Source organism: Nocardiopsis sp. CNR-923, assembly GCF_001942255.1.
Taxonomy (GTDB): domain Bacteria; phylum Actinomycetota; class Actinomycetes; order Streptosporangiales; family Streptosporangiaceae; genus Nocardiopsis.
On sequence record NZ_MKKC01000101.1, the window covers coordinates 6233 to 30191 of the forward strand.

Annotated in this window: 22 protein-coding genes and 1 pseudogene; 15 read left to right on the forward strand and 8 right to left on the reverse strand. The window is 70.9% G+C overall.

Annotation, left to right across the window (positions count from 1 at the left end):
- The 11 genes and pseudogenes from BJF83_RS18045 to BJF83_RS18095 all read left to right on the forward strand — a co-directional run.
- The coding region (locus BJF83_RS18045) for a hypothetical protein (RefSeq protein ID WP_158070399.1) at positions 1–388 on the forward strand (388 nt) is incomplete at its 5' end.
- Between the two features lie 6 nt (positions 389–394).
- Positions 395–1291: a hypothetical protein gene (locus BJF83_RS18050; RefSeq protein ID WP_075927225.1), complete on the forward strand. Its 897-nt coding sequence runs from the start codon at positions 395–397 to the stop codon at positions 1289–1291.
- A gap of 103 nt (positions 1292–1394) precedes the next feature.
- Positions 1395–1640 carry a hypothetical protein gene (locus BJF83_RS26925; RefSeq protein ID WP_075927226.1) on the forward strand — a complete coding sequence of 82 codons (246 nt, stop codon included), beginning with the start codon at positions 1395–1397 and terminating at the stop codon, positions 1638–1640.
- Between the two features lie 320 nt (positions 1641–1960).
- Positions 1961–3199: a hypothetical protein gene (locus BJF83_RS18060; RefSeq protein WP_075927227.1), complete on the forward strand. Its 1239-nt coding sequence runs from the start codon at positions 1961–1963 to the stop codon at positions 3197–3199.
- Positions 3121–4182 (forward strand): hypothetical protein, encoded by a 1062-nt coding sequence (locus BJF83_RS18065; protein ID WP_075927228.1) that lies wholly within the window; start codon positions 3121–3123, stop codon positions 4180–4182. The genes BJF83_RS18060 and BJF83_RS18065 overlap by 79 nt, the downstream gene beginning before the upstream one ends.
- Positions 4183–4748: 566 nt before the next feature.
- Positions 4749–5336: a hypothetical protein gene (locus tag BJF83_RS18070; RefSeq protein WP_075927229.1), complete on the forward strand. Its 588-nt coding sequence runs from the start codon at positions 4749–4751 to the stop codon at positions 5334–5336.
- Between the two features lie 94 nt (positions 5337–5430).
- Positions 5431–6167, forward strand: a pseudogene (locus BJF83_RS18075) (exonuclease domain-containing protein).
- A 158-nt stretch (positions 6168–6325) separates the two neighbouring features.
- Positions 6326–6460, forward strand: a complete 135-nt coding sequence (locus BJF83_RS29540) for a hypothetical protein (RefSeq protein ID WP_262391660.1) — start codon at positions 6326–6328, stop codon at positions 6458–6460.
- Between the two features lie 317 nt (positions 6461–6777).
- Positions 6778–7029, forward strand: a complete 252-nt coding sequence (locus BJF83_RS18080; protein ID WP_075927230.1) for a hypothetical protein — start codon at positions 6778–6780, stop codon at positions 7027–7029.
- Between the two features lie 519 nt (positions 7030–7548).
- The gene (locus tag BJF83_RS18090; protein ID WP_075927232.1) at positions 7549–7818 is read left to right on the forward strand and encodes a hypothetical protein; all 270 of its coding nucleotides are present in this window, start codon (positions 7549–7551) and stop codon (positions 7816–7818) included.
- A 181-nt stretch (positions 7819–7999) separates the two neighbouring features.
- Positions 8000–8827 carry a hypothetical protein gene (locus BJF83_RS18095; RefSeq protein ID WP_075927233.1) on the forward strand — a complete coding sequence of 276 codons (828 nt, stop codon included), beginning with the start codon at positions 8000–8002 and terminating at the stop codon, positions 8825–8827.
- A gap of 684 nt (positions 8828–9511) precedes the next feature.
- On the opposite strand, the gene BJF83_RS18100 is transcribed toward BJF83_RS18095, so the two are convergent.
- The 6 genes from BJF83_RS18100 to BJF83_RS18125 all read right to left on the reverse strand — a co-directional run bounded on the left by BJF83_RS18100 (position 9512) and on the right by BJF83_RS18125 (position 14473).
- The gene (locus BJF83_RS18100; protein ID WP_075927234.1) at positions 9512–10480 is read right to left on the reverse strand and encodes a hypothetical protein; all 969 of its coding nucleotides are present in this window, start codon (positions 10478–10480) and stop codon (positions 9512–9514) included.
- A 293-nt stretch (positions 10481–10773) separates the two neighbouring features.
- Positions 10774–10932: a hypothetical protein gene (locus BJF83_RS27970; protein ID WP_187347178.1), complete on the reverse strand. Its 159-nt coding sequence runs from the start codon at positions 10930–10932 to the stop codon at positions 10774–10776.
- A gap of 84 nt (positions 10933–11016) precedes the next feature.
- Positions 11017–11199 (reverse strand): hypothetical protein, encoded by a 183-nt coding sequence (locus tag BJF83_RS18105; RefSeq protein WP_075927235.1) that lies wholly within the window; start codon positions 11197–11199, stop codon positions 11017–11019.
- A complete protein-coding gene (locus BJF83_RS18110; RefSeq protein WP_075927236.1) occupies positions 11153–12169 on the reverse strand; it encodes a ParA family protein in 1017 nt (338 codons plus the stop codon). The genes BJF83_RS18105 and BJF83_RS18110 overlap by 47 nt, the downstream gene beginning before the upstream one ends.
- Before the next feature lie 754 nt (positions 12170–12923).
- A complete protein-coding gene (gene mobF, locus BJF83_RS18120) occupies positions 12924–14207 on the reverse strand; it encodes a MobF family relaxase (RefSeq protein WP_075927238.1) in 1284 nt (427 codons plus the stop codon).
- A 38-nt stretch (positions 14208–14245) separates the two neighbouring features.
- A complete protein-coding gene (locus BJF83_RS18125) occupies positions 14246–14473 on the reverse strand; it encodes a hypothetical protein (RefSeq protein ID WP_143831955.1) in 228 nt (75 codons plus the stop codon).
- 218 nt (positions 14474–14691) lie between these two features.
- Here BJF83_RS18125 and mobF (BJF83_RS18130) point away from each other — a divergent pair, with 218 nt between their 5' ends.
- The 4 genes from mobF (BJF83_RS18130) to BJF83_RS18145 all read left to right on the forward strand — a co-directional run bounded on the left by mobF (BJF83_RS18130) (position 14692) and on the right by BJF83_RS18145 (position 20189).
- On the forward strand, positions 14692–18366 hold the full coding sequence (mobF, locus tag BJF83_RS18130) for a MobF family relaxase (RefSeq protein ID WP_158070400.1): 3675 nt from the start codon (positions 14692–14694) through the stop codon (positions 18364–18366).
- A gap of 437 nt (positions 18367–18803) precedes the next feature.
- Positions 18804–19310, forward strand: a complete 507-nt coding sequence (locus tag BJF83_RS27600; protein ID WP_075927241.1) for a hypothetical protein — start codon at positions 18804–18806, stop codon at positions 19308–19310.
- A gap of 99 nt (positions 19311–19409) precedes the next feature.
- A complete protein-coding gene (locus BJF83_RS18140) occupies positions 19410–19979 on the forward strand; it encodes a DUF6245 family protein (protein WP_075927242.1) in 570 nt (189 codons plus the stop codon).
- 21 nt (positions 19980–20000) lie between these two features.
- The gene (locus BJF83_RS18145) at positions 20001–20189 is read left to right on the forward strand and encodes a hypothetical protein (protein ID WP_075927243.1); all 189 of its coding nucleotides are present in this window, start codon (positions 20001–20003) and stop codon (positions 20187–20189) included.
- 500 nt (positions 20190–20689) lie between these two features.
- Here the strand turns inward: BJF83_RS18145 and BJF83_RS18150 are convergent, their stop codons facing one another.
- A complete protein-coding gene (locus BJF83_RS18150; RefSeq protein WP_075927244.1) occupies positions 20690–22177 on the reverse strand; it encodes a hypothetical protein in 1488 nt (495 codons plus the stop codon).
- 296 nt (positions 22178–22473) lie between these two features.
- Positions 22474–23703, reverse strand: a complete 1230-nt coding sequence (locus BJF83_RS18155; protein WP_075927245.1) for a hypothetical protein — start codon at positions 23701–23703, stop codon at positions 22474–22476.
- Between the last annotated feature and the right edge of the window lie 256 nt (positions 23704–23959).

A 23959-nucleotide genomic window follows, 5' to 3' on the forward strand; every position in this document is an offset into this window, starting at 1 on the left:
GGCGACGTTCAGCGTCCTGGGCGCGATCGCGCTCGGCATCACGATCGGCATGTGGATCAAGAAGAAGTTCAACCGGTTCCTGCTGGCCTGCGCGGTCATCGCCGGGTTCAGCGTGGCCTACCCCATCGCCGAGTGGGGCGGTCCGCTGCTGGCCCAGCTCGACCAGGTCGCCGCGTGGGTGGCCGTCAACCTGGTCCTGGCCTCCGTGGCCAGCGTGTTCTTGTTCTTCGACTTCAAGGAGAAGGGGATCAAGAAGCACAACGTCATCATCGGCTTCTTGGCACCCACCCTGTTCCTGCTGGCCGCCGGACCGTTCCTGGTCCCGTTGGACCTGGTCGGCGACGTGGGCACCAGCGTGGAGACGGCGCTGTCCTCGGTGGGGCGGTGACCCGCCTTGTTCGAGCTGTTCGTGGCCTGGGCGGTGTTCACCTACGTGCTGGGCAAGGGCACCGAGTCGGTGGTGCACGCCTGGAAGGGCACCGCCCCGCCCGCACACCAGCGCCGTATGGCGCGGATCCGCGCTCGGGAGTCCGCCGCCGCCCGGAAGGGCGACCGGCGGTCCCGCCCGATGCGCGCCTACCTGGCCGATGTGTGGGAGGAGCAGTGGATCGAGGCCGCCAAGCGGCGCGCCGACCGCTACCCCGACCGGGCCGCCCGCGCGCGTGAGCGCGAGGAGATCCGCCGCCGAGTGTGGGCCGAGTGGGAGGAGCACGCCGGTCAGCGCTGGGAGCAGCGCCGCCGCGAGCGCTACCGCCAGGCCACCGCCCGCGCCGCCGAAGAGGCGGCCCGGGCAGCGGCCGAAGCGGCGCGTGCCAAGGCCGAGGCCGCCAAGCGCGCCGCCAGGCCCAGGACGCCCGCCGCCACGCAGGCACGCCCACCAGCGACGACGCCGATGCCGACACCACGACCGCCGACCCCGACCAGGAGGGTTCTTCCACCGCTCCCCGGACGGCACCACCTGGTACACCCACCCCGGCCCGGCCCCTACGCCACCGGACGGGAACGGTCGGCGGCCGAGCGGGTGCGCCAGGCCGAGGACCGCGCCCGGCGCGCCGAGGAGACGGCCCGCGCGGCGGCCGAGTTCGCGCGCCGCGCCCAGGAGCGGGCCGAGCGGGCCGAACGCGACGCGGACCGGCCCACGACCACCGTCACCCCCGAACCCGACCCGGACCCGCACACCGCGCCGACGACGAGGACATCGTCGACGCCGAGATCGTCCACCCCGAGCTGGACGCCGCCCCGGCCGCCGGCCCCGACACCACCACCGAACCGGCCCCCGCGCCGGACCTGAAGAACGCCGCTACCGGCGGCACCACCACCGAGGAGGACACGCAGATGAGCAACACCACCACCGAGGCCATCGGCCTGGACGGCGCCCTGGCCTTCGCCCAGGCGTGGTCACCACGTCCCAGGCCAACGTCGCCACCACCGAGACCGTCGTCGCCGCGATGACCAACGGCAAGGTCGGTGAGGCCGTGGTCGGCCGCACCCAGCAGCTGATGGAGGCGATGGACGCGGTCAAGACCATCGCCGAGGCCCTGAAGGGAGACCTGGAGCGGATGAAGGGCGTGCAGGAGCAGTACGACGCCAACCCCGACGCCGGCGACAAGTCCTACGTCGCCACCAACGCCGGCCGGTAGATCCACCCTCCTGGCGGCCCCACCGTGGGGCCGCCCGGACCCCCGGAATTGTCACGCTGTGTGTTGTGCAGTCGGTGCACAAACCGACTGCACAACACCCCCGCAGGCGGTGCACAACCCTCGTGCTTTGTTCGTTATGCGCCGATTTTCGGCCCTGTTCGGCCCCTCAGAGGGGGGTCGGTCCGGTCCGGAGTGCACGACTGCACAACACCCCGCACTGTCACGCCCTGTTACTGATCTCGGGGGTTGAGGACACCCCTACGACCACGGGTCGTGGGTGTCCTGAGCCCGGCGAGAGCGCCTTGGAGGAGGAGAACCCGATGGCCCAGACCGCCACGAAGAAGACCCGTAAGAAGGCCGTCGACACCGACCTGGAGAAGGTGCTGCGCGCCGACTTCGAGCGCACTCTGGCCCAGGCCCTGGAGGCGGCCGCCCCGGCCGAGGAGTGCGCCGCCAAGAACGGGACCGGGTTCGCGGCGCGGTTGCGCGCCGTGGAGGCCGACGCGCTGCGCGCCCGGTTGCGCCTGCAGTACCAGCCCTGGGTGGTGGCTTCGGCCGTGGTGGCCACCGCGCTCATCCAGCAGGCCGCCGAGTTGGCGGTGGGGCCGTGGGCGTGCGCGGCCGGGACCGGCGCGCTCGTGGCCGGGGTGCTGGCGCTGGTGCGCTCGCGCCGCAAGGGCTGGTGGGCCGAGGCCGGGGACTGGTTGCGCGCCCACCCGCTGCGCATGGTCCTGGTCGGATCGGCCGCATGGACGTGGTTGACCGCCTCGCTGCTGGTCGGGTTCGACGCCCCCCACGCCCTGGCCACCTCCGGGTTGGCGGCGTTCGTGGCGCTGTCGGCGCACTGGTGGCGCCTGCACCGGATCGGCTACCCGGCCGAGCAGGTGCTCGCCCTGGAGGCGGCGGTGGTCGAGGCCGAGGACGCCGACCACATCGCCGCGGCCTGGGTGGAGAACCTGGCCGCCGAGGGCAAGCCTCTGGCGGGCACCTCGCTGGCCGACTACGAGCGCACCACGCACGGCCACCAGTGGACTGTCATCCTGCGCCCGGGTGGGGGCGGCCTGGCCGAACTCCGGTCCAAGGTCACCGCGATCTCCACGGCGATCGACGTGGATGTGCCGATGATCAGCCTGGAGCGCCACGCCTCGGGGCGGCCCACTCGGGCGGTGCTGCGGGTGACCGTGGGCTCGCCGGTCGAGGACGGTGTCCCGGTCACCCACGACGCGGCCGGTCCGGTGGTGGCCCAGCGGCCGCTGTGGGACGCCAAGACCGGTGACATCACGCTGGGGCCTACGCCGACGGGGTTGGGGTCAAGACCTGGAAGGTCTACCGCCCCAACTCGCTGTACGGGGGCTATGTCTTCGGTGACACCGGGTCGGGCAAGTCCGAGCTGCTCAACCTCATCGCGCTCGGTCTGCTCGCCTCGGGCACCACCGCGTACTGGTACCTGGACGGCCAGGAGGGCGCGTCCTCCCCGCTGGTGGCCGCCAACGCCGACTGGGACTGCTCCGAGTCCGCCGCCAAGGCCCGCCAGGGGTTGGAGGCGGCGTGCGCGGTGATGAAGATGCGCCAGATGCACAACAAGGCCGCCCAAGCCAAGGGGTTCACCCCCAGCTCGACCCGGCCGGGGCTGGTGCTGATCATCGACGAGTCGCACCTGGTGCTCACCGACTACGTGCGCAACAAGAAGGACCCCGGGTTCGGCGGCATGACCAACGCGGCCCTGGCCGAGCTGATCGGGCGTACCGGCCGCAAGGTCGGGGTCGCGCTGATCTGCGCGTCCCAGGACACCACGCTGAACGCCTTCGGTAACTCCGGCCCGCTGCGGTCCTCGCTGTTGCGCGGCAACGGGGTGGTCATGTTCTCCACGAACAGGATCTCGGCGGGGATCTTGCCGAACTTCTCGGCCGACCCGTCCAAGCTGCCCGACGACGGCGGCTACGCCTACTCGTTGGAGACCACCGACGCCTCCGGCGCCAAGCACTCCCGCGCGGCGACGTTCCGGGCGGCCTACCAGGAGGACTTTGGCACTGATCTGGCCCGCTACCCCGTCCGCCCGCTGGAGGAGGACTCCGCGACCGTCATCGACCTGTACCAGACAGGCGCCTACCGCAGGCGGCATGAGATCACCGCCGAGGCCAAGGCCGACGCGGTCGCGGCCGGGATCGCGGCGTTCAAGCGCGGCGAGGTCGACATCGACGAGTTCCTGTTCGGCGACGGCCCCGCCGCCACCCCAGCGACGCCGTCGGCGGGGGCCGCGTTCGACGTCCCCGTGCTCCAGGTGGTGCCCTCGCTGGCCGACCTGGTCGCCGTGGAAGCCGACGACGACGAGGACCTCATCGACACCTCCGGGCTCACCCCGGTGCAGACGGCCGTGTTCGAGGCCGTGCGTGACGGCGTCACCCGTACCAGCGACATCCCCGACGTCATCGGCCGCTCCCGCCGCGCGGTCTACAACGCCCGCGACGTCCTCATCGAGCGCGGCCTGGTCGTGGAAGCCGACCGGGGCGAGCTCGGCCTGGCCCCGCCCCGCGCGGCCTGACACCGGTTGCACAACGGCGGTGCACTTTCGGTGTGTGCACCGCCCTGACCTTGACGAGCCCCCGTCCAGGGCCACACAGGCCCGGGTGGGGGTTGGTGCACTGCACCACTGCACAACGCGAAGGAGAACACCGTGTCCACCCCGACCACCCCGGTTGAGCGCGGTCACGCGTGTGGAGCGGGTGCCCGACCCGCCGCGCTGGTCCTGGGCGGCGGTGGCCAAGTGCCGCCGCGAGCGCCTCTGACCACCCAGATCCGCTGCGTGACGGGGTGCAGGGTCCTGCACCGGACACTGCAAAGGTGTGCGGTGACGTGGCGATGCGCCGCAGCAGTGCAGGACATTGCGGAGAATCACAGCCCCGCCGAAAAATGCAAGCCATTGCAATCTCGTATCTGCGCAGGTCACGGCCCCCATCCCGGGATCGGGTGGGGGCCGCGTGTGTCCACCCCCCCGGACCACCCTTGGACCACCGTGGTCCGGGGGGCGGACCGAACTGGTTCCCCGGCGAACCAGCGCCCTGTCCCCGGACGGAGACGGGCCTTCCCGAGACAAGGAGACGCACCACCATGACCACGACTTCGGCGGCCGAGACGGTACGCAGCCACCGCGAGGTACGCCACGCCCACGAGGCCCTCCAGCGCGCCCTGACCGGATGCGCCGACGACACCGTGCGCCAGGCGCTGACCCGGGCGGCCGACACGCTGCGCACCGACCCCACCCTGGCCCTGGAGGCGACCGGGCGGCGCACCATCGACCTCATCAACGAGCTGGAGCGCCAGCTCAAGCCCCTGGGCCGCCAGGCCGCCTTGGCCCGCGCCCACGCCCGGCTGCTGGCCGACCCCGACCTGTCCGAGAACGACCGGCAACGCCAGATCAACCAGCTCGGCACAATCAACACAACCGCCATCGACCAGGAGGAGGACCTCCTGGACCGCCTGCGGGACCAGGCGCTCACCCTGACCAAGCGGGCCCGCACCGACTGGGAGAACCCCGAGCACCTTCAAGGTCTGGCCCGCCGGATGCTGCCCTCGCAGCGGGTCCTGACCGAGATCGCCGAGAGCCTGCGCAGGTCGGTGAGCGCCGCGGCCGCGCTGGCCCCCGAGGAGCCCCAGGTGCGGCGTCTGCTCGCCCTGGCCGAGCAGATCCACCCCTGACCGACAGCACCCCCCTTCCGAACCGTTTCACCCCCCGGCCGGTGGCCCCCAGCGCCATGCTGGGAGCCACGGCGACCCCGTGAAAGGCACGAACATGTGGCACACCCGGCCCCTGGCCGCGTTCGACATCGAGTCCACCGGCGTGGACACCGCCACCGACCGGATCGTGTCGGCCGCCCTGTGGCGGATCGACCCCACCACCCGCACCAAGGACGTCACCACCTGGTTGGCCGACCCCGGCATCGAGATCCCCCAGGCCGCCGTCGACATCCACGGCATCACCACCGCCCGGGCCCAAACGGAGGGACGCCCCGCCGCCGAGGTGGTCGCCGAGATCGGCGCCGCCGTCCAGCGGGCCGTCCTGGACGGGTTGCCGCTGGTGGTGTTCAACGCCCCCTACGACCTGACGCTGCTCTCGGCCGAGCTGGTCCGTCACGGGTGCTCGGTGGCCTTCGACGGGCACCTGCGGGTCATCGACCCGCTGGTGTTGGACAAGCAGGCCGACCGGTTCCGGCGGGGGAGCCGCAAGCTGGTCGACCTGTGCCGGATGTACGGCGTCCCGTTGGCCCAGGAGGAGGCGCACGGGGCCGCCGCCGACGCGCTCGCCGCGGCCCGGCTGCCTGGGCTCTGGCCCGACGGCATGAGGACCTGGGTGGGATGGACCTGGACGCGTTGCACACCGCGCAGGCGGCGTGGAAGGCCGAGCAGGCCGCGAGCTTCCAGGACTACCTGCGGCGCACCAAGGACCCCGACGCGGTCATCGACGGCTCCTGGCCGATCGTCCCGGCCCGCCCTCCTGAAAGCCAGGCATCGCACGTCTCACACGAGTGATACGCGTGCGAGACGTGGCACCGATTCACCTCCGCAACCATCCGTTGCGGGGGCCTTCTTGTGTCCATGGCCAGGCGGCGAGGCCGGGTGCCTCGTGCCGGGCATACACGGGGGAGCGCCGGATCCGGCGCTCCCCCGCTAGCGTCACCAGAGGCCGCGTGAGCGGCGCAGCCAACCCCACCACAGGGCTGGCTCCCTGGTCCCAAAGCTCCGTCAAGGGCAACGACAGGCAGCTCTTCGGGCTCCTGGGCTGGTTGTTCCGTAATCAGATCCGTGCGCGGGTCGTACGGTGATTTGGATTACAACCGATTCAGGACACGTTGAACATCGTAACTAGGATTTACAGGTGATCATTCTGCGAAAACACATCAGAACATCTATGAACGTTTTCTAACAGCTCCTAACACCTTCTGTCGGTGCTGAATATTCTTGCTCATCGAAAGACAGCCATATCCAAGGTCGGGGAGTCACAGCAGCTCAGCCACTGTGGCTAGGGCGATGTGAGCGTCGATGTGGCGTAGGTCACGGGTCGCCTGTGATTCTGTGTGACACCCCGGGAATTGCGGTAACTTGGGGCAATCGAATCGCCCATCTCGCGGGCTGACCACCCGTGGGCGACTCGACGACGGTCTCCGTCAAGGGCAACAATTTCGACAGGCAGGAACAACCTATGTTCAGCTTTTCCTTTGGTGGGCGCTCGCTGACCTGGCGTCCCTTCTTTTTCGTCCTCATCCTCATCGTCGTCTGTTGGCTCGCCGTGTCTGGACACGGCCTGCTGGGCGCGCTGGGGCTGGTCGCCGTCACCGTGATCGTCGCGGCTGACCTCTCGACCCGCCTGTCCCAGGCCCGGGCGGTCCTGTGATGGGGGCCTCCGACGAGTTCTTCGGGTGCATTGACGTGCTGGTCCCCGACGAGATGGAGGAGGCTGCCTCTACGAGGCGACGCCGGGCCACCGGGGAACCTATGTCCAGGTGTGGCGTGATCAGAAGAAGCGCCCCTACGTCCGTACGGGCCAGCGGGACACCTTGTTCGGTGAGTCTGCTGGCCGGTATAGGTCCGTACCTGAGCGCGAGGTTGCGCAGGTGATCCTCCGGAACGGAGAGATCACCGAGTTGCGCAGGAAGGACGCCATTGCCTCGTACCCGCAGGGCAAGGGCGCTATCGAAGTGCACTACTCGCACTCGACGGAGGCCACTCGGGCGAGAGGGCAGTCTCGTTTCCCCAGGGGTGCCACGATCGGGAGGCCGCCCGCCGACAGGCCACCGAGGATCTCGACGGGCACGATGAGCGTCCCGATCCGCTTCAGGCATCTTCCACCGAGGAGTTCCTGAAGGCACTGCGCGAGTACCACATCTGGGCCGGCGAACCCTCCTTTCGGAAGATGAGCCACGCCTGCGGGCAGAAGGTTGCATACTCGACTCTCAACACCGCGCTCAACGGTGACCGACTGCCCAAGCTCCACATTGTGGAGGCCTTCATCGAGGGGTGCGGGGGCAGCCACGATGACGTGCGGCGTTGGGCCACGGCCTGGCGCAAGCTGCGTAAGCAGGAAGCTGCGGACTCCGAGAGCTCCAGGGCGGTGCCCAACTTCGCGGCGCAGGTCTTCGAGATGATCAACTACGCCCATCAGCAGCAGAGCTCTAGCGCCTGACCCCAACTTCGCCCTCGCAACGGATCGTTGCGGGGGCTTCTTCATGCTCGCCTGGCGAGACGTAGTGTCTCGCATGAGTCGCTGACAACCGGGAAGGTCCACTTATCAGCGGTCAGGAACCGCACCAAGAAGCGTCAGTCCAAGGCTGACAAAGGCATGCTGTCAGCCTTAGACTGACAGCATGAGTCGATCGCAGACCCTCCGCCGCCTCGCGGCCGCCCTGGCCGCCGAGCACCCCGGCTGCCACGCCCAGGCCACCTACGACGCCGCCGAGCGAGACTGGACCCTGTCCTGGATCGACGGCCCCACCACCGCCTCGGTGCGCGAGCGCCTCCCGGCCGACGGGCGGGCGCACCTTCGGCGCCACCACGGCCGCCGCGCCCTGGCCGTCTGCGCAGTGGCGCTGTCCCTGGCGGGGCGACTGGAGGGCATCGGCCGCTACGACCGATGGGCCTTGGAGGACACGCTGCGCGAGCACCTGGACCAGATCGCCGACCCCCAGGCCGCCGGCGGGCGGACCGGGGCGCTGGCCGACGCCTTGCTGGCGGACCTGCCCGAGCGTGTAGAGGCGGCCGACATCGTCGTCGCGGTGATCGACCGCGGCCTGGCCCGTCTACTGCGTCAGTCCAGCACTGACGCCACCTCCGGCGGGCAGGACCCGCTGGCGATGAGCCCGGCCGAGTACCTCACCTCCCGCTACGCCGAGCCTGGCCGGTCCTTCCTGGACTGGAGCGCCCGCCTGACCACAGCCCCGCCCACCGCCCTGGTCGCCGCGGCCCTGGACGACGAGCGCCTGGACGCTGACGGACACCTGGCGGTGGTCGCTCTGCTGGGGCAGATGCGCGCCGAGCAGGAGCGCCTGGAGGACCGGGTCCTGGCTGGCGCGCACGCCGCCGGCGCCTCCTGGGCGCGCATCGGCGCCGCGATGGGGATCACGAAGCAGTCCGCGCACGCCCGCGCGTCCCGCCGGTCGACCGGGCGGCCCACCCGAGCGTCAGGACAACGCTGACACCCAGCGCCGACCGAGGCATACCGGAGGCCACAAACCGGCACTGAGACGCCCCGCGGACAGCCGTCCGTTTGTGTCCAACCGTTCGACCTCGAACAGTTGGACATCGCCCACTCATGTCCGGACACGAACGCCCCGCTGCTGTCCCTGCGTGGCCACCCGGCCGCCCGCCTGGCCAACGGTGTCCCAGGGTGTGACCACGCGCGGGATGCATGGCCACCTAGATTTCGCAGGTCAGTAGCCGCGTTATCGAAACCCAGCGACGTAAGCACGGCATGCCGTCCACACATCACCAGTGTGTCGCCGCTGACGAGAATTCCTTCGACGATCCTCCTCGCCCCGCCCCGCGTCAGCCCCCACTGGCACGCTCGATGCCATGAGCGAACAACAGTGGGTCGACGTCGAACTCGTTGGCGGGCCGATGGACGGGTGCACCCAACCGATGCCGGCCTCGGCGGCGCACGGCGAGGACCCCGGCGCGTACCTGATCGTCGACAACGACGCCAAGGCCCCGCCCGAGATCCCCGGGGCACGAGCGGTGTACGAACCCGACCCGGCCCCAGCCGACCCACGCCGTGGATCTGGCGCGGCTGGGTGCCGTAGTCGAAACCGTCCCACCTGCACTGATGACACCGGTACGCCAGTCCACCGTTACACCGGTGTACCTGTATGCCGGTAGGGATGTCAGTGCTCGCCGGTTCCAGGCGGGTCGGCGAGACACTCGGCCGCGTCCACACACCGCCCCGGCCCCATCGCGGTCTTGAGTTGGCCGGGGCGGTACTCGTTCGGCACCAGGTCGCGGACCCAGTAGGCCCCAGGCGGGCCGTCCTGTTCCCACTCGGCGGCGTAGACCCGGGCCGGGCTGCCGTCGTCCAGGCGCACCTGGGTGCCGGGCGCGTGGCCTCCGTGCCGCGCCGTGAGAACCGTGTCCAGGTCGCGTTTGGGCGCTGCCCAGGGCGCCCCGCGCACCTGGCGGTAGCCGTCCAGGTTCACGTAGGTCTCCCATGCCTGGCGCCACTTCTCGACCAGCTTCCACCGCCGGGTGCCCCGTTCGCTCTCGATCCAGGTGTAGGGGATCGCATCGTCGGCCTCCACCCAGTCCGCGTAGGCGTCCAGCCGCGGGCGGACGTCGGCGCGCCACTGCTCGGGGTCCCTGGTCGTCAGGTGCGCGGCGGCCCGGTCGAGTGGGTCCATCACCGCGTCCACGGCCGCCAGGTCGTCGGCCTCCACGGCCGTGCGCAGCGCGCCCGGATCCGGGACCAGTTCGGGACGCTGGTCGGTGAGCATGGCGTAGATCAGGGCCAGCAGCCACCGGTCACGCCAAGGGGAGTCGTAGGTCGACCGGCGCGGATCGTCACCGTGGCGCATCTCGTGGGCCTGCTGTGTGACCCGTTCGGCTCGGCCGGAGGGCAGGTCGGCCCACTGGCGCACCTGCCAGGAGGAGCCCTTGGCGTCCTCGGGGCGCCAGGTCCAGCAGGCCAGACCCAGGTGCCGGTTCTCGTTGCACCCGGGCGGGCAGGGGCCACCGCCGACGGTCATCATGTCGAAGGGGCGGTCGGGGCTGTCCAGGCGGCGCAACGCGGCGGTGTAGGACCAGCCGGTTCGTGCGGCCAGGGCGCGGGCGGCGGCCTTCTTCTTGCGGTCGGTGGGCACGGTCGGCTCGCTCTCTCGGCACGGGACCCCACGCGTCCGGCCGGGGCGGTGACCACGGGCAGAACGAAGTCCTTCGGGGCGAGGTTCGGAGAACCTTGTCCTTCGGCACCCTGTCCGGCGTGGGCGGAGCTGGGCTCGGAGGCGGGCCATCGCGACGGCCGCCGCCCACGATACTCCGGAACAGCGCCATGCGGTTACACCGGAGCGCCGGTGTACGAATACACCGGTGTAACGGTGAGAACGCTTGAACGGGACGTCGGGCTGGCCCGCAACGGATGGCTGCGGGTCCGGCCCTACTCCTCGTCGTCTTCGTTCTCGTTCCGGTCGGCCGCCGACTGCGCTCGGACATCGAACCCGGACGTGGCCGTCTCCGACTCCGGGTCCCGCGCCGCCGCAGACTGGATCCGCGCGGCGGCGCCCTTGTCCATCTCGGTCTCGGTGTGCTTGCCCATGCCCTCCACCTACCCGCTGAACAGGCAGAATGACACCGGTGCACCTGTCCACCGTTACACCGGTGTATCCGTATGCCGGTGTTCTCAGCGCTGAGGGCGTCCCTTGCGGCCGGTACGGTCCGGCTGCCGCGACAGCAGGGCCTCGACCACCTGTTCCGGGCTCATCCGCGCCTTCAGCTCCCGCAGCGCGAGCCGGATGGCCGGGCTGGCCACGGACCGCTCACGACGCGCCACCGCCGCGGCCTCGACCTGCCACAGCCAGTCCATCAGCTCCTGGTCCAGGTAGGCCTCGACCGACGGGGTGCGCTTGGAACGCCGGGCGTCGCTGCGCTGGGGACGCTCCGGCTCGGTGGACTGCGCGGGCCGGGACGCCGTCGCCTTCGGCGCTGGCGCGGGCTCGGCAGCAGGGTCCGGCTCCGGGGATGTCGTCGGGGCGGCCTTGGGGAGTTCGGGTTGTTCGGAGCGCGGATGCTTGGGCGGCGGGGCCGTGCGCCGGCGGCGGCGGTTGCTCAGGTCGTCCAGTCCGTTGCTCACAGCGCCACCGCCTCAGCCACCGCCGCGACCTCCTCGGCGAAGCCTGGCCCTGCTTGGACACGGGCGGGGCGCTGACCGCCATGCGCCTCGTGCGGCGCGGCATCCACACGTAGTGGGAGACCGGCGGACCGACGGGCACGTTCGCGGCCTGGGTGATGCGCCGGAGCCGGTCGATGTCGCGGGCCGGGGGCACCGGCGGTACCCGGGAGGGGATGACCATGAGCGGGTAGTCGGCCAGTTGCTCGACCATGCCCTCCAACGCCTCGTGCTCCTTCTCGCCGAAGGGGGCGGGCACGATGATGCGGTGCGCGGCCGCCATCGCCCCCAGGGTGGAGGGGCTGCCGCCGGGGTGGGTGTCCACGACCACGTCGCGCTCCCACTCCTTGGCCCACCGCTCGATCAGCGCCGCCATGGTGTCGGGCTCGGGCTGGGTCTCCACGAAGTCCTCGTGGCAGGGCACCAGATCGGCCTTGCGCACGCCTTTGAGGGGGCGGGGGGTGCGGCCGGACTCGATGGCGTCCAACAGCGGCGCGTTCGTCCGCTGCTCGGTGCGGTACCCCCAGGCTCTGGTGGCGTTGCCGCGGTCCCAGTCCAGGTCCAGCAGGACCGCGCCCATCACGTAGGCCAACTCGCTGGCGAGCGTGGTCTTGCCGACGCCGCCCTTGTAGCTGGCCACGGTGTAGATCTTCGGTTCATCGCTCATAGCGGCGAGTATCCCCTGAAACCGGTGTGCTGGTGTACCCACCCACCGGACCACCGGCACACGGGTATGCAGTTACACCGGTGTATCGGTGGGTCGTGAGTGGGGCTGGTCGCCGTCGGGGTGTTCGTTGATCCATGACAGCCCGCCCACGTCGAGCTGGTGGTGGGCCCGGGTCACCGCCACGTAGGCCAGGCGTGCCTCGGCTTCGTCGATCTGGCCCCAGTAGGGCTCCCAGGACCATCCAGCGGAAAAACAACGTTTCGCTCCGGACCGATGACGGCCACCGACCTGACGGCCCGGCGGGTCACGTTCGGTGAGCACCCTGCCGGATCTCTGTCGAAACCGGCCGACAAGCCTCCTCACCGCACCGCCGTTACGTTTGCGCAGGTCAGAAGGTAGACCAATTCGACGATTCGGAGTGGCCTACCCAGCCCGCGTGGTATGTGGTCACTTCGACCGGTTTATACCGCCGATAAATGCGCTTACCAGTGCGGTCAGCACCGGCCCTTGCGACGCTGGACTTCATCAGACGAAGGAATCCTTCATCGGATGAAAGCGCATTACCCCTTCCGGCCGTACTTGGTCCGCCCCCCACACTGGACACGCGGCGTGACGCACGCTCCGTGACCAGCCTGGTCTTCGCAGGTCAGACCGCCTTGCCGACGGTTGCCGACCGCCGACATCTTCCCTTGCGAACAACCCCGCCCTCTCACGCTCGTGCCGCCGCTCCTCCTCAGCTCCGAACAGCGCAGCCTCAGCTGGTAGGTCGCCACAGCCTCAGCGAGCAGTGCCCGCACCCGCCCGCTGTCCAGGCCACCCACGACCCGGGCAGCCGGTTGTTGATCTGCAACGCCATCCACCCGCGTTGCCGGGCACTGGTCGGCACCTTGAGCCCCAGCTCGGCCGCGACCCGGCACTGAGCGGCACGCACCGCCCCCGTCGGCAGTGGCTGCGGAGCCGGAGAGCCCAGGGTCAGGGAAGCGATATCGGCCAGGGCGGGCAGGCCCGCCTCCTCCAGGCGCTGATCCCACCAGCGCACGAGTTCCCCGGGGACACGATGGGCGTTCTCCTTGTCGGCGGCCAGGGAGGTGAGCATCGCGGGGTAGCGGGTCGCACGGACGCGACGCAGCGGCATCTGCGCCGGGGTGGCCTCGCGCACCTGCTCGTTGCGGACGCTGAACAGCTCCAGGACCGGCGCCGGAATCGCGGCGACCTCGAACCCGGCCTCTCCCGAATGCGGGACGAAGTCCACTCCCAGGGAGGCGACCAAGGCCTCACTGGCGACACGTTCTCCCACGGCCGCGCCCCAGGCGCGGGCGTTGTTGATCTTGCGCGAGTCCAGGGTGCGCCACTTGCCGTCGGATCGTTCGACCCGGTTCAGGACCAGGTTGCGCACATACAGGAACGGGTCACGGGCCCGGTTCCAACTGCGGGGGAAGCGGGCCACCACCCATCCGTTGGCCTCCATGGTCGCTTTGCCGGCGGCGCCCGCCCGGGCGGTACCGGCCAGGTCGTGGATGGTGTCGAGCATGGCGGTGTTGCCCGCCATAACCGCCTCGCGCACCGCGGCGGCCCGCCGGTGCCAGGTGAAGGCCTCCTCCAGGGCGCCGCGACCGGTGGCGTGGTCGGCGGCGGCCTGGAAGGCCGCGTGCAGCACCGAGACGGACTTGGGCAGGGCGAAGGTCAGGTCCACGCACAGCAGTGGGGAGCGGGTCATCTCGCGGGCGCGGGCGGCGAGTTGTTTGTCGGTGAGTTCGGGGTGCTCGGCCTGCAGGCGCCGGCGGTGGTCGGCGGTGGTGAGGTAGCGGCCTGGGCGGGTGCCCAGGGCAGGCCGCTGGTCAAGGGGTAGGTGGGCGGCGCGCGGGTCGCGGAAGCCGGTGTACAGGTCCAGGAAGGTCTCGGTGTCCACCGGCTTGCCGGTGGACAGTCCGAGGTGTTCGGCGCCGGGGCCCCACCAGGTGCCGCCGGTCTCGGCCAGTTCGGTGCGGGTCTTCTTCTCCAGGCCGTCGGCGGCGTGCAACTGCGCGATGGTCAGCACGGGCGTGCCTCCTGAGGGAAGGGGTGAGGCCTCACAAGTCAGTCGCGGGGCAGCTCAGATCGACGGATGCGACGCACAGCGCAGACCTCAGAGAAGGGGACCGTGTGCCCATACGTCATGCGCCCGTCTGCGGTGAGCAGCTCCATGCCCAACCCGAAGCTGGTGCTCAGGAGCAGTCGGCCCCGCCAGCCCTGACCGGTCGTGGTGGTGACGGACACCAGGCGACGAAGGTGGCGTCGGGAGATCACATCAGGGTCGAGAGCCATGCTCTCCATGATGCGCCGACCGCTGACAAGTCGGCTGCGTTTCCACCGACATCCCCGCTGCGCTCAACACCGAAAACCACTACCTACCTAAAACATCCGATGATCCTACCTGTTAAGCTACTCAACAGCGTGAGTGCGTCAGGTATCGCTGTCGCGATACAAAACGCCCGTATCGGGCGGAAAACGACACGGGTCGGGGGTGTTCGGTGGGGGTCTACGTGACGCCGATCCACACCGCCGAACAGGCCGACTACCGCCTCGCCGGGTCGTGCGGGGAGGACCGGGTGGCGGCCGCCGACGTCGCGGTCGAGTACCGGCTCGGGCTCTCCCAGGGCCAGGACCCGATCGTCCGGCTCGGCAGCGGCTGGGCTGAGTTCGACCGCACCCCGGGCACCGTGCTGGCCACGGCCGCCGACGTCGAACAGATGCGCCAGGTCGTGGCCGGGCGTGACCCCCGCACCGGCCAGCGCCTGGTCAAGTTCAAGACCGCGACCTCCCCCGAGGCGCTGTTGCCCGCCCGCCCCCTGGTCGAGGCCGTGGACAAGGCGGCCGTCGAACGCGGCGTGAGTGTGGAAGAGCTGCTGTGGCGGCTGTCGTGGGAGGCCGACGCCGCACGGCCGGTGCCGACCACCGAGCGCAGCCCGTGGGCCTGGGAGCGGTACAACCGGCTGCTGCGCTGCCTGGCCTCCAAGGGCGAGGGCTACAAGGCGCCCGTGGCGGACCTGGAGCGGGTGGCGTTGGCGGCCGGGGTGGACCTGGAAGCGGTCTACGACCCGGCCCCGCTGGCCCGAGCCCAGGACCACAAGCACGACCGGGTCGACATCGGCATCCGCGCCTACGACGTGGTCTTCACCCGCGACCGGCGCACCGACGCCGCCCAGGCCGCCGCTCCCGAGGCCGCCGCCCGCCGGATGGAACAGATCCACGACGAAGCCGTCGCCGAGACCGTGGCGCACCTGGAGCGGTGGGTGGGGTACGTGATGGTCGGCCACCACGGCGACGGCCAGCAGGCCGAGCGGGTCGACGCTACCGGGATCATCGCGACCGCGACCAAGCACCGCACCGCCCGCGCCATGAAGAAGAACGAGCCGGGGGACCCGCACACCCACACCCACGTGATGATCTCGGTGATGGGCCGCAGCACCGTCGACGGCAAGTGGAGGACGATCGCCGCTGGCGGCCGGGACCTGATGCGGCACGTGTCCACCCTGGGGGAGATGCAGCGCGCGATCGAGCGCCGCAAGCTCAGCGAGGAGTTCGGGTTCCGCTACGCCCGCGATCCCCAGACCGGCCAGTGGGAGCTGGTCGGCATCCCCGACGTCGTCAAGAACGGTTTCTCCCGGCGTCGCAACCAGGCCAAAGAGGTGGCCGGCGAGGGCGCCCCGGGCGCCGCGTCGCGGGCGGCGGCCCGCCGCCTGGCCGAGAAGAAGGTCGCGTCGACCCGGACGGAGGAGCGCGAGTCCTGGCACGAGCGGATGCGGAAGATGAAGTTCTCGCCCGAGGTGCTGTGGCGGGCCGCGTTGGAGGGACGTGAGCCCGGTGCGGAGGGGCCCGCGGCCGTGCGGGGGCCGCGCCCTGACCTGGGGCCCGACCCCGATGCGGTGGCGGCCGCGGTGTGGGATCCCGAGACCGGGGTGACCGCCACCCGCAAGGTCGTGAGCCGGGCGCGGGTGATGGCGGCCGTGGCGGCCGCGTGCGAGGGCGGTATCGCGGACGGGGAGGAGCTGGAGGCGCTCACCGCCCACATGTTGGCCCACCCGATGGCGCTGCGGCTCCCGGACCAGGGCGCCGTGCACATGTCCCACGCGGCCCGGTACACCGCCGCTGACCTGCCCGCCGCTGAGGCGACCATCCTGGACACCGCCGAGGCCGGGAAGAACGCGGGGATGGCGGTCGTGGACCGGGCCGAGGCTGCCCGTGCGTTGAAGGTGTGGCAGCAGGTCAAGGGGTTCTCCCTCTCCCGGGAGCAGCTCGGTGCGGTGGTGCGGCTCATCGAGGGCGGCCACCAGGTGGACACGGTCCTCGGGGTCGCGGGGGCCGGGAAGACGACGATCATGTCGGCGGCCCGGTGCGCGTGGGAGGCGGCCGGGCTGCGGGTCGAGGGCGCGGCCGTCGCCGCGGTGGCGGCCGCCGGGCTGCGCGCGGAGGCGGGGATCACCTCGCGGACCATCGCGTCCTGGCGCCAGCGCATCGCCACCGGCGAAGGCCTGCGCGGGGTGGACGTGCTGGTCGTCGACGAAGGCGCGATGGTGGGCGACCGGGACATGGCCGCCCTGGTCGAAGAGGCCGCCAAGCGGGGCACGAAGATCGTGAGCATCGGCGACCCGATCCAACTCCGGCCAGTCAGCGCGGGCAGCGTGTTCGCGCGGCTGCACCACCGGATGGCCGGTGCGGAGCTGCACGAGAACCGCCGCCAGAAGAGCGAGGTCGACCAGGACGCGCTCGCCGCCTGGAGGACCGGGGCGCGCAAGTCCGCCCTGGCCCTGTGGGCCGAGCGCGGGATGGTGCACGCCCCGGTGGACGCCGACGCCGCCCACACCCAGATGGCGGCCGCGTGGACGCGTGATCGGGCCCGCTACGCCAACCCGTTGGACGCCGTCGAGAAGCTGTTCATGGTCGCCTCCACGCGGGCGGACGTGGACGCGCTCAACCGCCGCGCCGCCCAGGCCGCCCGCGCCGCCGGCCACACCGGGGCCGAGCTGGTCTTCGCCACCCGCTCCGGCGACCTGGCCCTGGCCGTGGGCGAACAGGTCCGCGTGCGCCGCAACGACTACCGCTCCCGCCACTCCGAGGAGCCCGACGTGCTCAACGGCTACCGGGGCGTGGTCGCGGCCGTGGACCCCGGCCGGGGCGTCCTGGTGGCCTGGCGGCGCGGTGCGGACACCGACCAGGCCTGGATCGACCCCAAACAGATCCGGCGCGGCGACCTGGCGCTGGGGTACGCGACCACGATCGCCTCAGCCCAAGGGGTGACCACCGACCGCTGCCACGTCTACGGGCTGGGAGCCGACGCCCACGCCCTCTACCCCGCCATGAGCCGCGCCAAGATCAGGACGGACCTGTACCTGCCCGGGGCCGAGATCGAGCCCTACACCACCCGGACCCGGCTCGGGCAGGCCACCACCGACACCGAGGCGCTGGAGCGCGTGGTGTCCGCCTACGCCGCCACGCTGACCGAAGACGACGACCGGCTGCTCATCGACGAGCTGGAGCAGATGCGCCCCGAACCGGCGCACGCCAACGAGGACCCCGAGCACGAGCACGACCAGGACGTGCGCGAGGACCACCAGGAGGTGCCCGAGCACGAGCGCCTGGCCGCCAAGGCCGACGCCCTGATCCGCCGCGCGAACGAGTGGGAGGCCGCCCTGCCGACCCTGCGCGAGGAACTGCGGTTGGCCGAGGCCCGCGCCACCGCTGGCCGGGTGCGGCTGCTGATGGAGGGCACCACCCCCCACCAGGCACGGGCGGCGGCCAAGGAGGCCCGCGAGAAGTTCCACGCGGCCTCCGACGCCGCCAGCACCGCCCGGGGGCAGGGCGTCGAACTGGCCCGCCGGGCCCAGATCGAGCGCGACCGCTGTGAGCGCCAGCAGGCCGAGGAGGCCCGCCGCCTGGCCGAGGTGGAGCCGCTGGCCATCGAACGCGGCCTGACCCGCGCCGACGTGCGCGCCCTGGCCCCCGAACAGCGCGAGGACCTCCAGGCCCGGGTGGCCGCGCACCGGCACGCCTCCTGGCGCGGCAAGAGCCGCTCCTACCCGGCCAAGGTCGGCGCACCCGCACCGGTTCCCGCGCCCGCGGCCCGCCCGCCCAGGACCCCGGCGCCGTCCACGCCGACACCGAAGCCGCCGGCCCCGACCCGGGCACCGCGTCCGCGCGGGCCCGGCATGGGACGCTGACCGGCCCCGCAGCCGCCAGGGGCCGTTCTCGCACGCATCGCACCTCTCGCACGAGTGCTACACGTGATACGTGTGCGAGGCGTATCACGGCAGGCCAGAGAGCCGGTTTCCTTCCGTCTGTGTCCGCGTCTTCCGTCGCTGGCGTACCGGACCGGGGTCGGCGCCTGGTGGTACCCGGGGGGCCCACCCCCCGGGACCCCCCGACCGACCGGGAACCTGGCGCGATGCCGGATGTGCGCAACGGTGCGTGGCACGCGCCAGAACCCCGGCCGGACCAAGCCCCGCGGCTGAGGCCCCGAACACGACCGTCAAGGCACTTGACAGCCAGTCCGCCCGCGCCGTTAACGGACGTGCTACCAGCCGCAAACGATGCCGGGGACGCGACACGGCACCCTCCTGCCTTCTCGGCGTGGTGTCGCCGGGGGATGCTGGCCCCTATGGCGATCGAGAGCCCCGCCCCTGTCACCGCCGACCAGGTCCTGAACGCACTGGCCGCGCTCGGCACCATCACGCTGGTCGACCCCGAGATGCGCCCGGACGGGCTCACCGACGCCGACGTGCCCCACCTGCTCGGCACGCTACTGGCCGTGGCCGAACTGGAGATCGCCGCGCGGGTGCACCCCGCAGACGACCCGCCGCGCGAGTTGGCGGACCTCCTCCAGGCCTGGCGCGACCAGATCGGCGAGGGCCTGGCCGATGAAGTCCTCGCTCACCGAGCCCAGCGCACGTTGTTCGACTTCGGCCTGACCAGTGGCGGCGAGGACTCCCCGGAGCCGCGGGTGCGTGCCACCACGCGGGTGTTGACGGCCGCCCAGGCCCTCATCGGCGCCCGCGCATCGCGCGGCGCGGACCCGGCCGGGCTCGGGGTCCTGGCCGCCGAGGCCGAGCTGGTGCTCACCGAGGCCCTGGCCGAACTTCGCCGCGCCCGCGACGAAGAGTCCTGACGACGGCCTGGCCCGGGTGGTTCGGCGCAAAGCGCCCACCAGGCCGCACCGGCGCGGCTACCGTGGTGCCGTCGACCCCGTGAACAGGAAGGCGCACCGATGGCGCACCCCCAGGAGACGCAGCCGGCGACCGTGGAGCAGGTCGCTGCCGCGATGGCCGCGCTCGGGCTCTACAGCGGCGACAACACCACCGACGAGCACGCCGCCGAGGCCGCGCGGCTCGGAGGGCAGGAGGCGTACCGGGTGCGCATGGTCAACAGCCTGCTGGGCTCAGCCCAGGCCCAGGCGCTGCTGGCCGAGACCGCCGACATCACCCCCGACGCCCGCAACGCGGCCTACGCCGACCAGGTCGCCTCCGCCGGTGCCGACCACGACCCCGTCGCCTTGGTGGAGTTCCTGCGCTGGCAGGTGTTGCGGGCCGCCACCCCGTTGCGGGAGATGGCCCAGGACCCCGCCACCGGGCCCGTCCCGCTCGCGGCCGCGCACGCGGCCGAGGCCATCCAGGTGCTGCTCGGGGTCGTCTCCGCCTCCCGGACCGCCATGGCCACCGGCGACACCGACACCCTCCTGGCCCAGACCAACTCCATCGACACGGCCAAGGAGGCGCTGGAGAACGCGCTGACCAACGTGGAGATGTTCCGGTCCCTGCTCGCGCCGATCCGCGCCTGAGCGCCCGCACCGGAGTTCGCCGTGTCCGACCCGCAGTTGTTCGACCCCTGGCCCATGGACGTGGAGACCGAGGCGGGGGACTGCCCCGCCCGCTCCTTCGGCCACCCGCCGCTTCCCCACCTGGGGGCCGTGTGCGTGCTGGACACCGGCCACGCCGGCGCTCACGTGGCCAGCGACGGCCAGAAGGTGGTGTGTGCGTGGCAGGACTGAACCAGCGACCGAGCGTCACCGGGCTTTGCCTACCCTTTACCTTTACGTTGTAAAGTTGGGGGTGCTGGTCGGCGCCCAAACGTCAGGGTTACCTTGACAGCGATAGGTTCAGTCACCGTGGGTCAGAATTCGGACATATCCGGCGCGTTGGGGTGACCGATTCGCAGCGATGCCGCGCGGTCCGTCTCATATTCTGAAACGTTCACGTTCCAATATACGGACATGACCGCCGGGCTTCGGTGACCGTCTGTAGCCGCACCCCGTTGCGCGGAACACCCGACCGCCGACCCTCGCGCAAGGCGTTGCGCGAGCGCCCCGCGGCCGCCAGACGCGCACAGCCCTGCGCGACCCCACACGCACTCCGTTGCGTTCGCTGGCCTGCGTCGATGCACCCTGAGCGGTTCGGAGAGCAGTCGCCGGCGGCTGCGACCCCGGGACGGGTGTCCACCACCGGGGCGGGGTGGCCGCACGGGCGCGGCCACCCCGGGGACCTCGTGCGGTCAACGCTTGCCCGCCTTGGCCCTCTCCGAGCCCTCCGCCATCTTCGCCCGCGCGGCCGCGAGCAGTTCGGCACGGGAGGCCTTCGGGTTGGCCAGGGAGGCCGCCATCATCGCGGCAAATTCATCCGGGGACAGGTTCTCCTCCTCCTGATCCTCGTTGTCGAAGCCGGTGTCGGGCAGGGACGGAGTGGTGCGTGGGTTGCACGCCACGGTTTCGCCCTGGTGGTCGACCACCGGCGTACGGCACCGGCCGGGCAGGGTCTCGCCCGTGTTCGGGTCGTAGACGCCGATCAGCCGGGTGCGCTCATCGCACCGGCCGCACCACGGGTGCGTCGGGTCCGGGATCTCCCACTGGGAGTGGTCCGGCCGCGGGTCGATCCGCTTGCCCCACCCGGGCGTGCGGGTGCGGGCTCCCATGACCACCCGCAGCACCGACGCCGCGGTGTTCAGGTCCCGGGTCAACTCGTGGTGGATCACCTGCGGGTCGCCGCCGTCCGCCAGTTCGTCCATGACGCGCCCCACGAGCCTGTGACGGTCTCGGGCGCCTGGAGACATGGCGCTACTCGGCCACAGGCGCACCGCGCCGTCCACGAGCCCCTCAGCGGCTTTCTGGAGGTCCGTGTGGTCGTCGGCCGGGTGCTCGTTCGGGGCGGCCGAAGGCGCGCCCCGGTCTTCCTCGTGCTTCTGGGCGTGATCCTCCTCCCTCCCCAACGGGGTGTTCCCGGGGCCCGCAGCGTCACCGGCGACGCGGGGGGCTGGGGGGGAGGGAGGAGTACAGGGAGCAGTAGAGGGAGAAATACAGGGTGGTTCGCCTTCTTGCAGGTCACGCTGCGTAGCGTGGTCACTTATCTGACCAGCCTGGTCACTTATCTGACCAGCCTGGTCACTTATCTGACCAGCCTGGTCACTTATCTGACCAGCCTGGTCAGAGGGGGTGCCCTCGGTCGGGGCGGGCACAGGCAGGTGCTGCCACCGCGGCACCATGTCCGGGCCCGCCAGCGGATACCGGGGGGGATTCTTCTCGTCCTTGTCGATCCGGGCCAGGGCGTCGTAGGCGTTGCGGGAGCCGCACTCGTGGCGGGGGTACCGCCAGATCTGCATGGTGACGGCGCGGCTCTGTGCCGACTTACCGGAGGAGAAGGTCAGTGGCTGGTCTTCCGGGGTGGTGATCTGGCCCAAGGCCGCCAAGGCTCGCAGCATGCGCCGCAGGCCCGAGACCGAGGTGTACTTGGGCTCTTCCCCCAGGGCCACCGGGCCGGAGTAGACCAGGTGGCGAAGGCGCTCGGGCGAGATCTTGCGTCGGGGGTTCTCCTGCTTGGTCAGGCTGAGCAGGACTCGCAGCAGGGTCTTCTCGCTGGTGCCCAGGTGCGGGCACAGATCCAGCCACTGGAGGCCCTTGGACTTGTGGTAGCCGTTGCCTTCGACGGCGGCCTGGAGGGCGTACTCCTCCTGGCCGTCATCGTCGTAGCTCTGCCGGTTGTCGTTCACGGTTGTCGATCACTTCCTAGGCCGACACCGCAACGGCAGGACGCTCCCGCGTGATCACCGAACCCATTGGGTACGATGAGCACACAGCGTTTGGGTGGGAGTGTCCTGGTCGCAGCATCGACCAGTCTCATCTGCGGAGGCGGGGATTCCCGGGGCCAACCGGGACCCCGCCTTTTTCTCTTGTAAGCCTGGTAATGCCTTTGACCTTAGAGCTTGTGACGCTCAGAGGTCGCTTCAGTCACACGCGGTGCCTGATAAAGGCCCGGACGAGTGAACCGTCCGGGCCTTCGACTTGTCTACGCCGCGCGGTCCGCGAGGGACCGCAGTTCTTCGACGTAGTCCTGTGCTTCTTGCTCGTTCTTGTACCGCTCGGTGAGTACCTGTCCCAGCTCCTGGCCGACCATTACCAGCGACGGGACGGACTGCCGGGTGCCTTCCAAGGCCTGGCGGCCGTAGCCGATGGCTCCTTCCAGGTCTCCAGAGCGTGCCGCGACCACGCCCTTGGTCACGTAGGCTTCCGCAGCTCGCATGGGCGCCACCAGGCGCCCCGACCAGTCGGTGGACGTGGACAGGACTTCGTCGGCCAGGCCGTCAGCGAGCTTGTCGTTGCCGGACCTTCTGAGCACGTCCATGGCGTAGAAGTCGTACTTGGACGGGTCAACGACGAAGTGGTGTGATGGGTCCATCGGGGGCGGCAGCTTCTCCAGCAGCTCCCGGCCGCGGTCGAGGGCGACCTCGACTCGTCGATGGTCACCGATGCGCGCCCAGGCCTTCGCCTGCTGGGCGTAGAGCTGCACGCTCACCGACTGGTCCCCGGCCGCCTCGATGCCTGCCTCAGCAGAGGTCAAGACCGTGCGGTAGTCACCCCGGGTCAAGGAAAACCAGCAGCGCATCTCGTGTGCCCAGCCGACGACGTTCGTGTTGCCGGCCTCCGTGCCCAAGGTCAGGGCGGACTGCCGCGTACTTTCCGCTGCGGGGCTACGACCGATGTCCTGTTCCAGGCAGCCCACCAGGAGTGCGAGCATCCCTGCCAGGGACAGGATCTCGCGGTGCTGTGTCAGGCTGACCCGCAACTCCAGGAGGTCCGCCAACCGGGCCAGCCAGGCCCGGCCCTCGGTCAGGAGCTGGTGTGCGCTGATCACGGGGTAGTCCGAGCAGAGCCGGTCCACTGTGAGCCGTAGGGACTCTAGGGTCGCCTGGTCCACGGCGGAACGTCGCAGTCGCGCGAGCAGCTCTGGTGTGTCCGACCCAGGAACGGCGGCTTCCAGAACTTCCTGCGGGCTGCGAGGAGCGGCGAAGAAGGCGCCCGACACTGAGCCGAAGAGGCTAGCGATCATGCGCTGGTACTCCGCAGACGGCAGCACACGGCCGCCCTCCCACCGCTTCCACTGATCCAGCATGGTCTGGAGCGGTGGAAGCTCGCGCGTGGTCTCGTCCCGCAGCCGTTCGACACAGTCGCGCTGTGTCCAGCCTCGAAGCTCGCGCTCTTTCTTGATCCTCCGCGCCCACGGCGCCATCCCGTTCATGCCTTCACGCTCCCCACCTTGCGCGGATCCGTCTAGGTGGCATCTGGGGGGCATTCCTGTGCCCCCCAGACGCCTCTCGCAGCTCAGGGGCGCCTTCGCCACCGTGAAGTCATGCGATCAACCCGGTCAATCCGCTGCCCACTCGTACTCCAGCACCCACTGGAAGGTGGGCATCACGTGCTGCGTGACTTCTACGGGCGTGCCGTCCTCGGTGTACGCGATGTGCAGCACGGAGTAGACCTGTTGGTCCTCCCCC

What these genes read in the sequence shown, in the direction of transcription:
- BJF83_RS18070 (WP_075927229.1), top strand. Translation starts at nt 4,749, where the DNA reads ATGACCACGACTTCGGCGGCCGAGACGGTACGCAGCCACCGCGAGGTA.
- BJF83_RS18125 (WP_143831955.1), bottom strand. Translation starts at nt 14,473, where the DNA reads ATGGCTCTCGACCCTGATGTGATCTCCCGACGCCACCTTCGTCGCCTG.
- BJF83_RS18140 (WP_075927242.1), top strand. Translation starts at nt 19,410, where the DNA reads ATGGCGCACCCCCAGGAGACGCAGCCGGCGACCGTGGAGCAGGTCGCT.
- BJF83_RS27970 (WP_187347178.1), bottom strand. Translation starts at nt 10,932, where the DNA reads ATGGGCAAGCACACCGAGACCGAGATGGACAAGGGCGCCGCCGCGCGG.
- BJF83_RS18095 (WP_075927233.1), top strand. Translation starts at nt 8,000, where the DNA reads ATGAGTCGATCGCAGACCCTCCGCCGCCTCGCGGCCGCCCTGGCCGCC.
- BJF83_RS18155 (WP_075927245.1), bottom strand. Translation starts at nt 23,703, where the DNA reads ATGAACGGGATGGCGCCGTGGGCGCGGAGGATCAAGAAAGAGCGCGAG.
- BJF83_RS27600 (WP_075927241.1), top strand. Translation starts at nt 18,804, where the DNA reads ATGGCGATCGAGAGCCCCGCCCCTGTCACCGCCGACCAGGTCCTGAAC.
- BJF83_RS18060 (WP_075927227.1), top strand. Translation starts at nt 1,961, where the DNA reads ATGGCCCAGACCGCCACGAAGAAGACCCGTAAGAAGGCCGTCGACACC.
- BJF83_RS18110 (WP_075927236.1), bottom strand. Translation starts at nt 12,169, where the DNA reads ATGAGCGATGAACCGAAGATCTACACCGTGGCCAGCTACAAGGGCGGC.
- BJF83_RS18090 (WP_075927232.1), top strand. Translation starts at nt 7,549, where the DNA reads ATGAGCCACGCCTGCGGGCAGAAGGTTGCATACTCGACTCTCAACACC.
- BJF83_RS18105 (WP_075927235.1), bottom strand. Translation starts at nt 11,199, where the DNA reads ATGGACTGGCTGTGGCAGGTCGAGGCCGCGGCGGTGGCGCGTCGTGAG.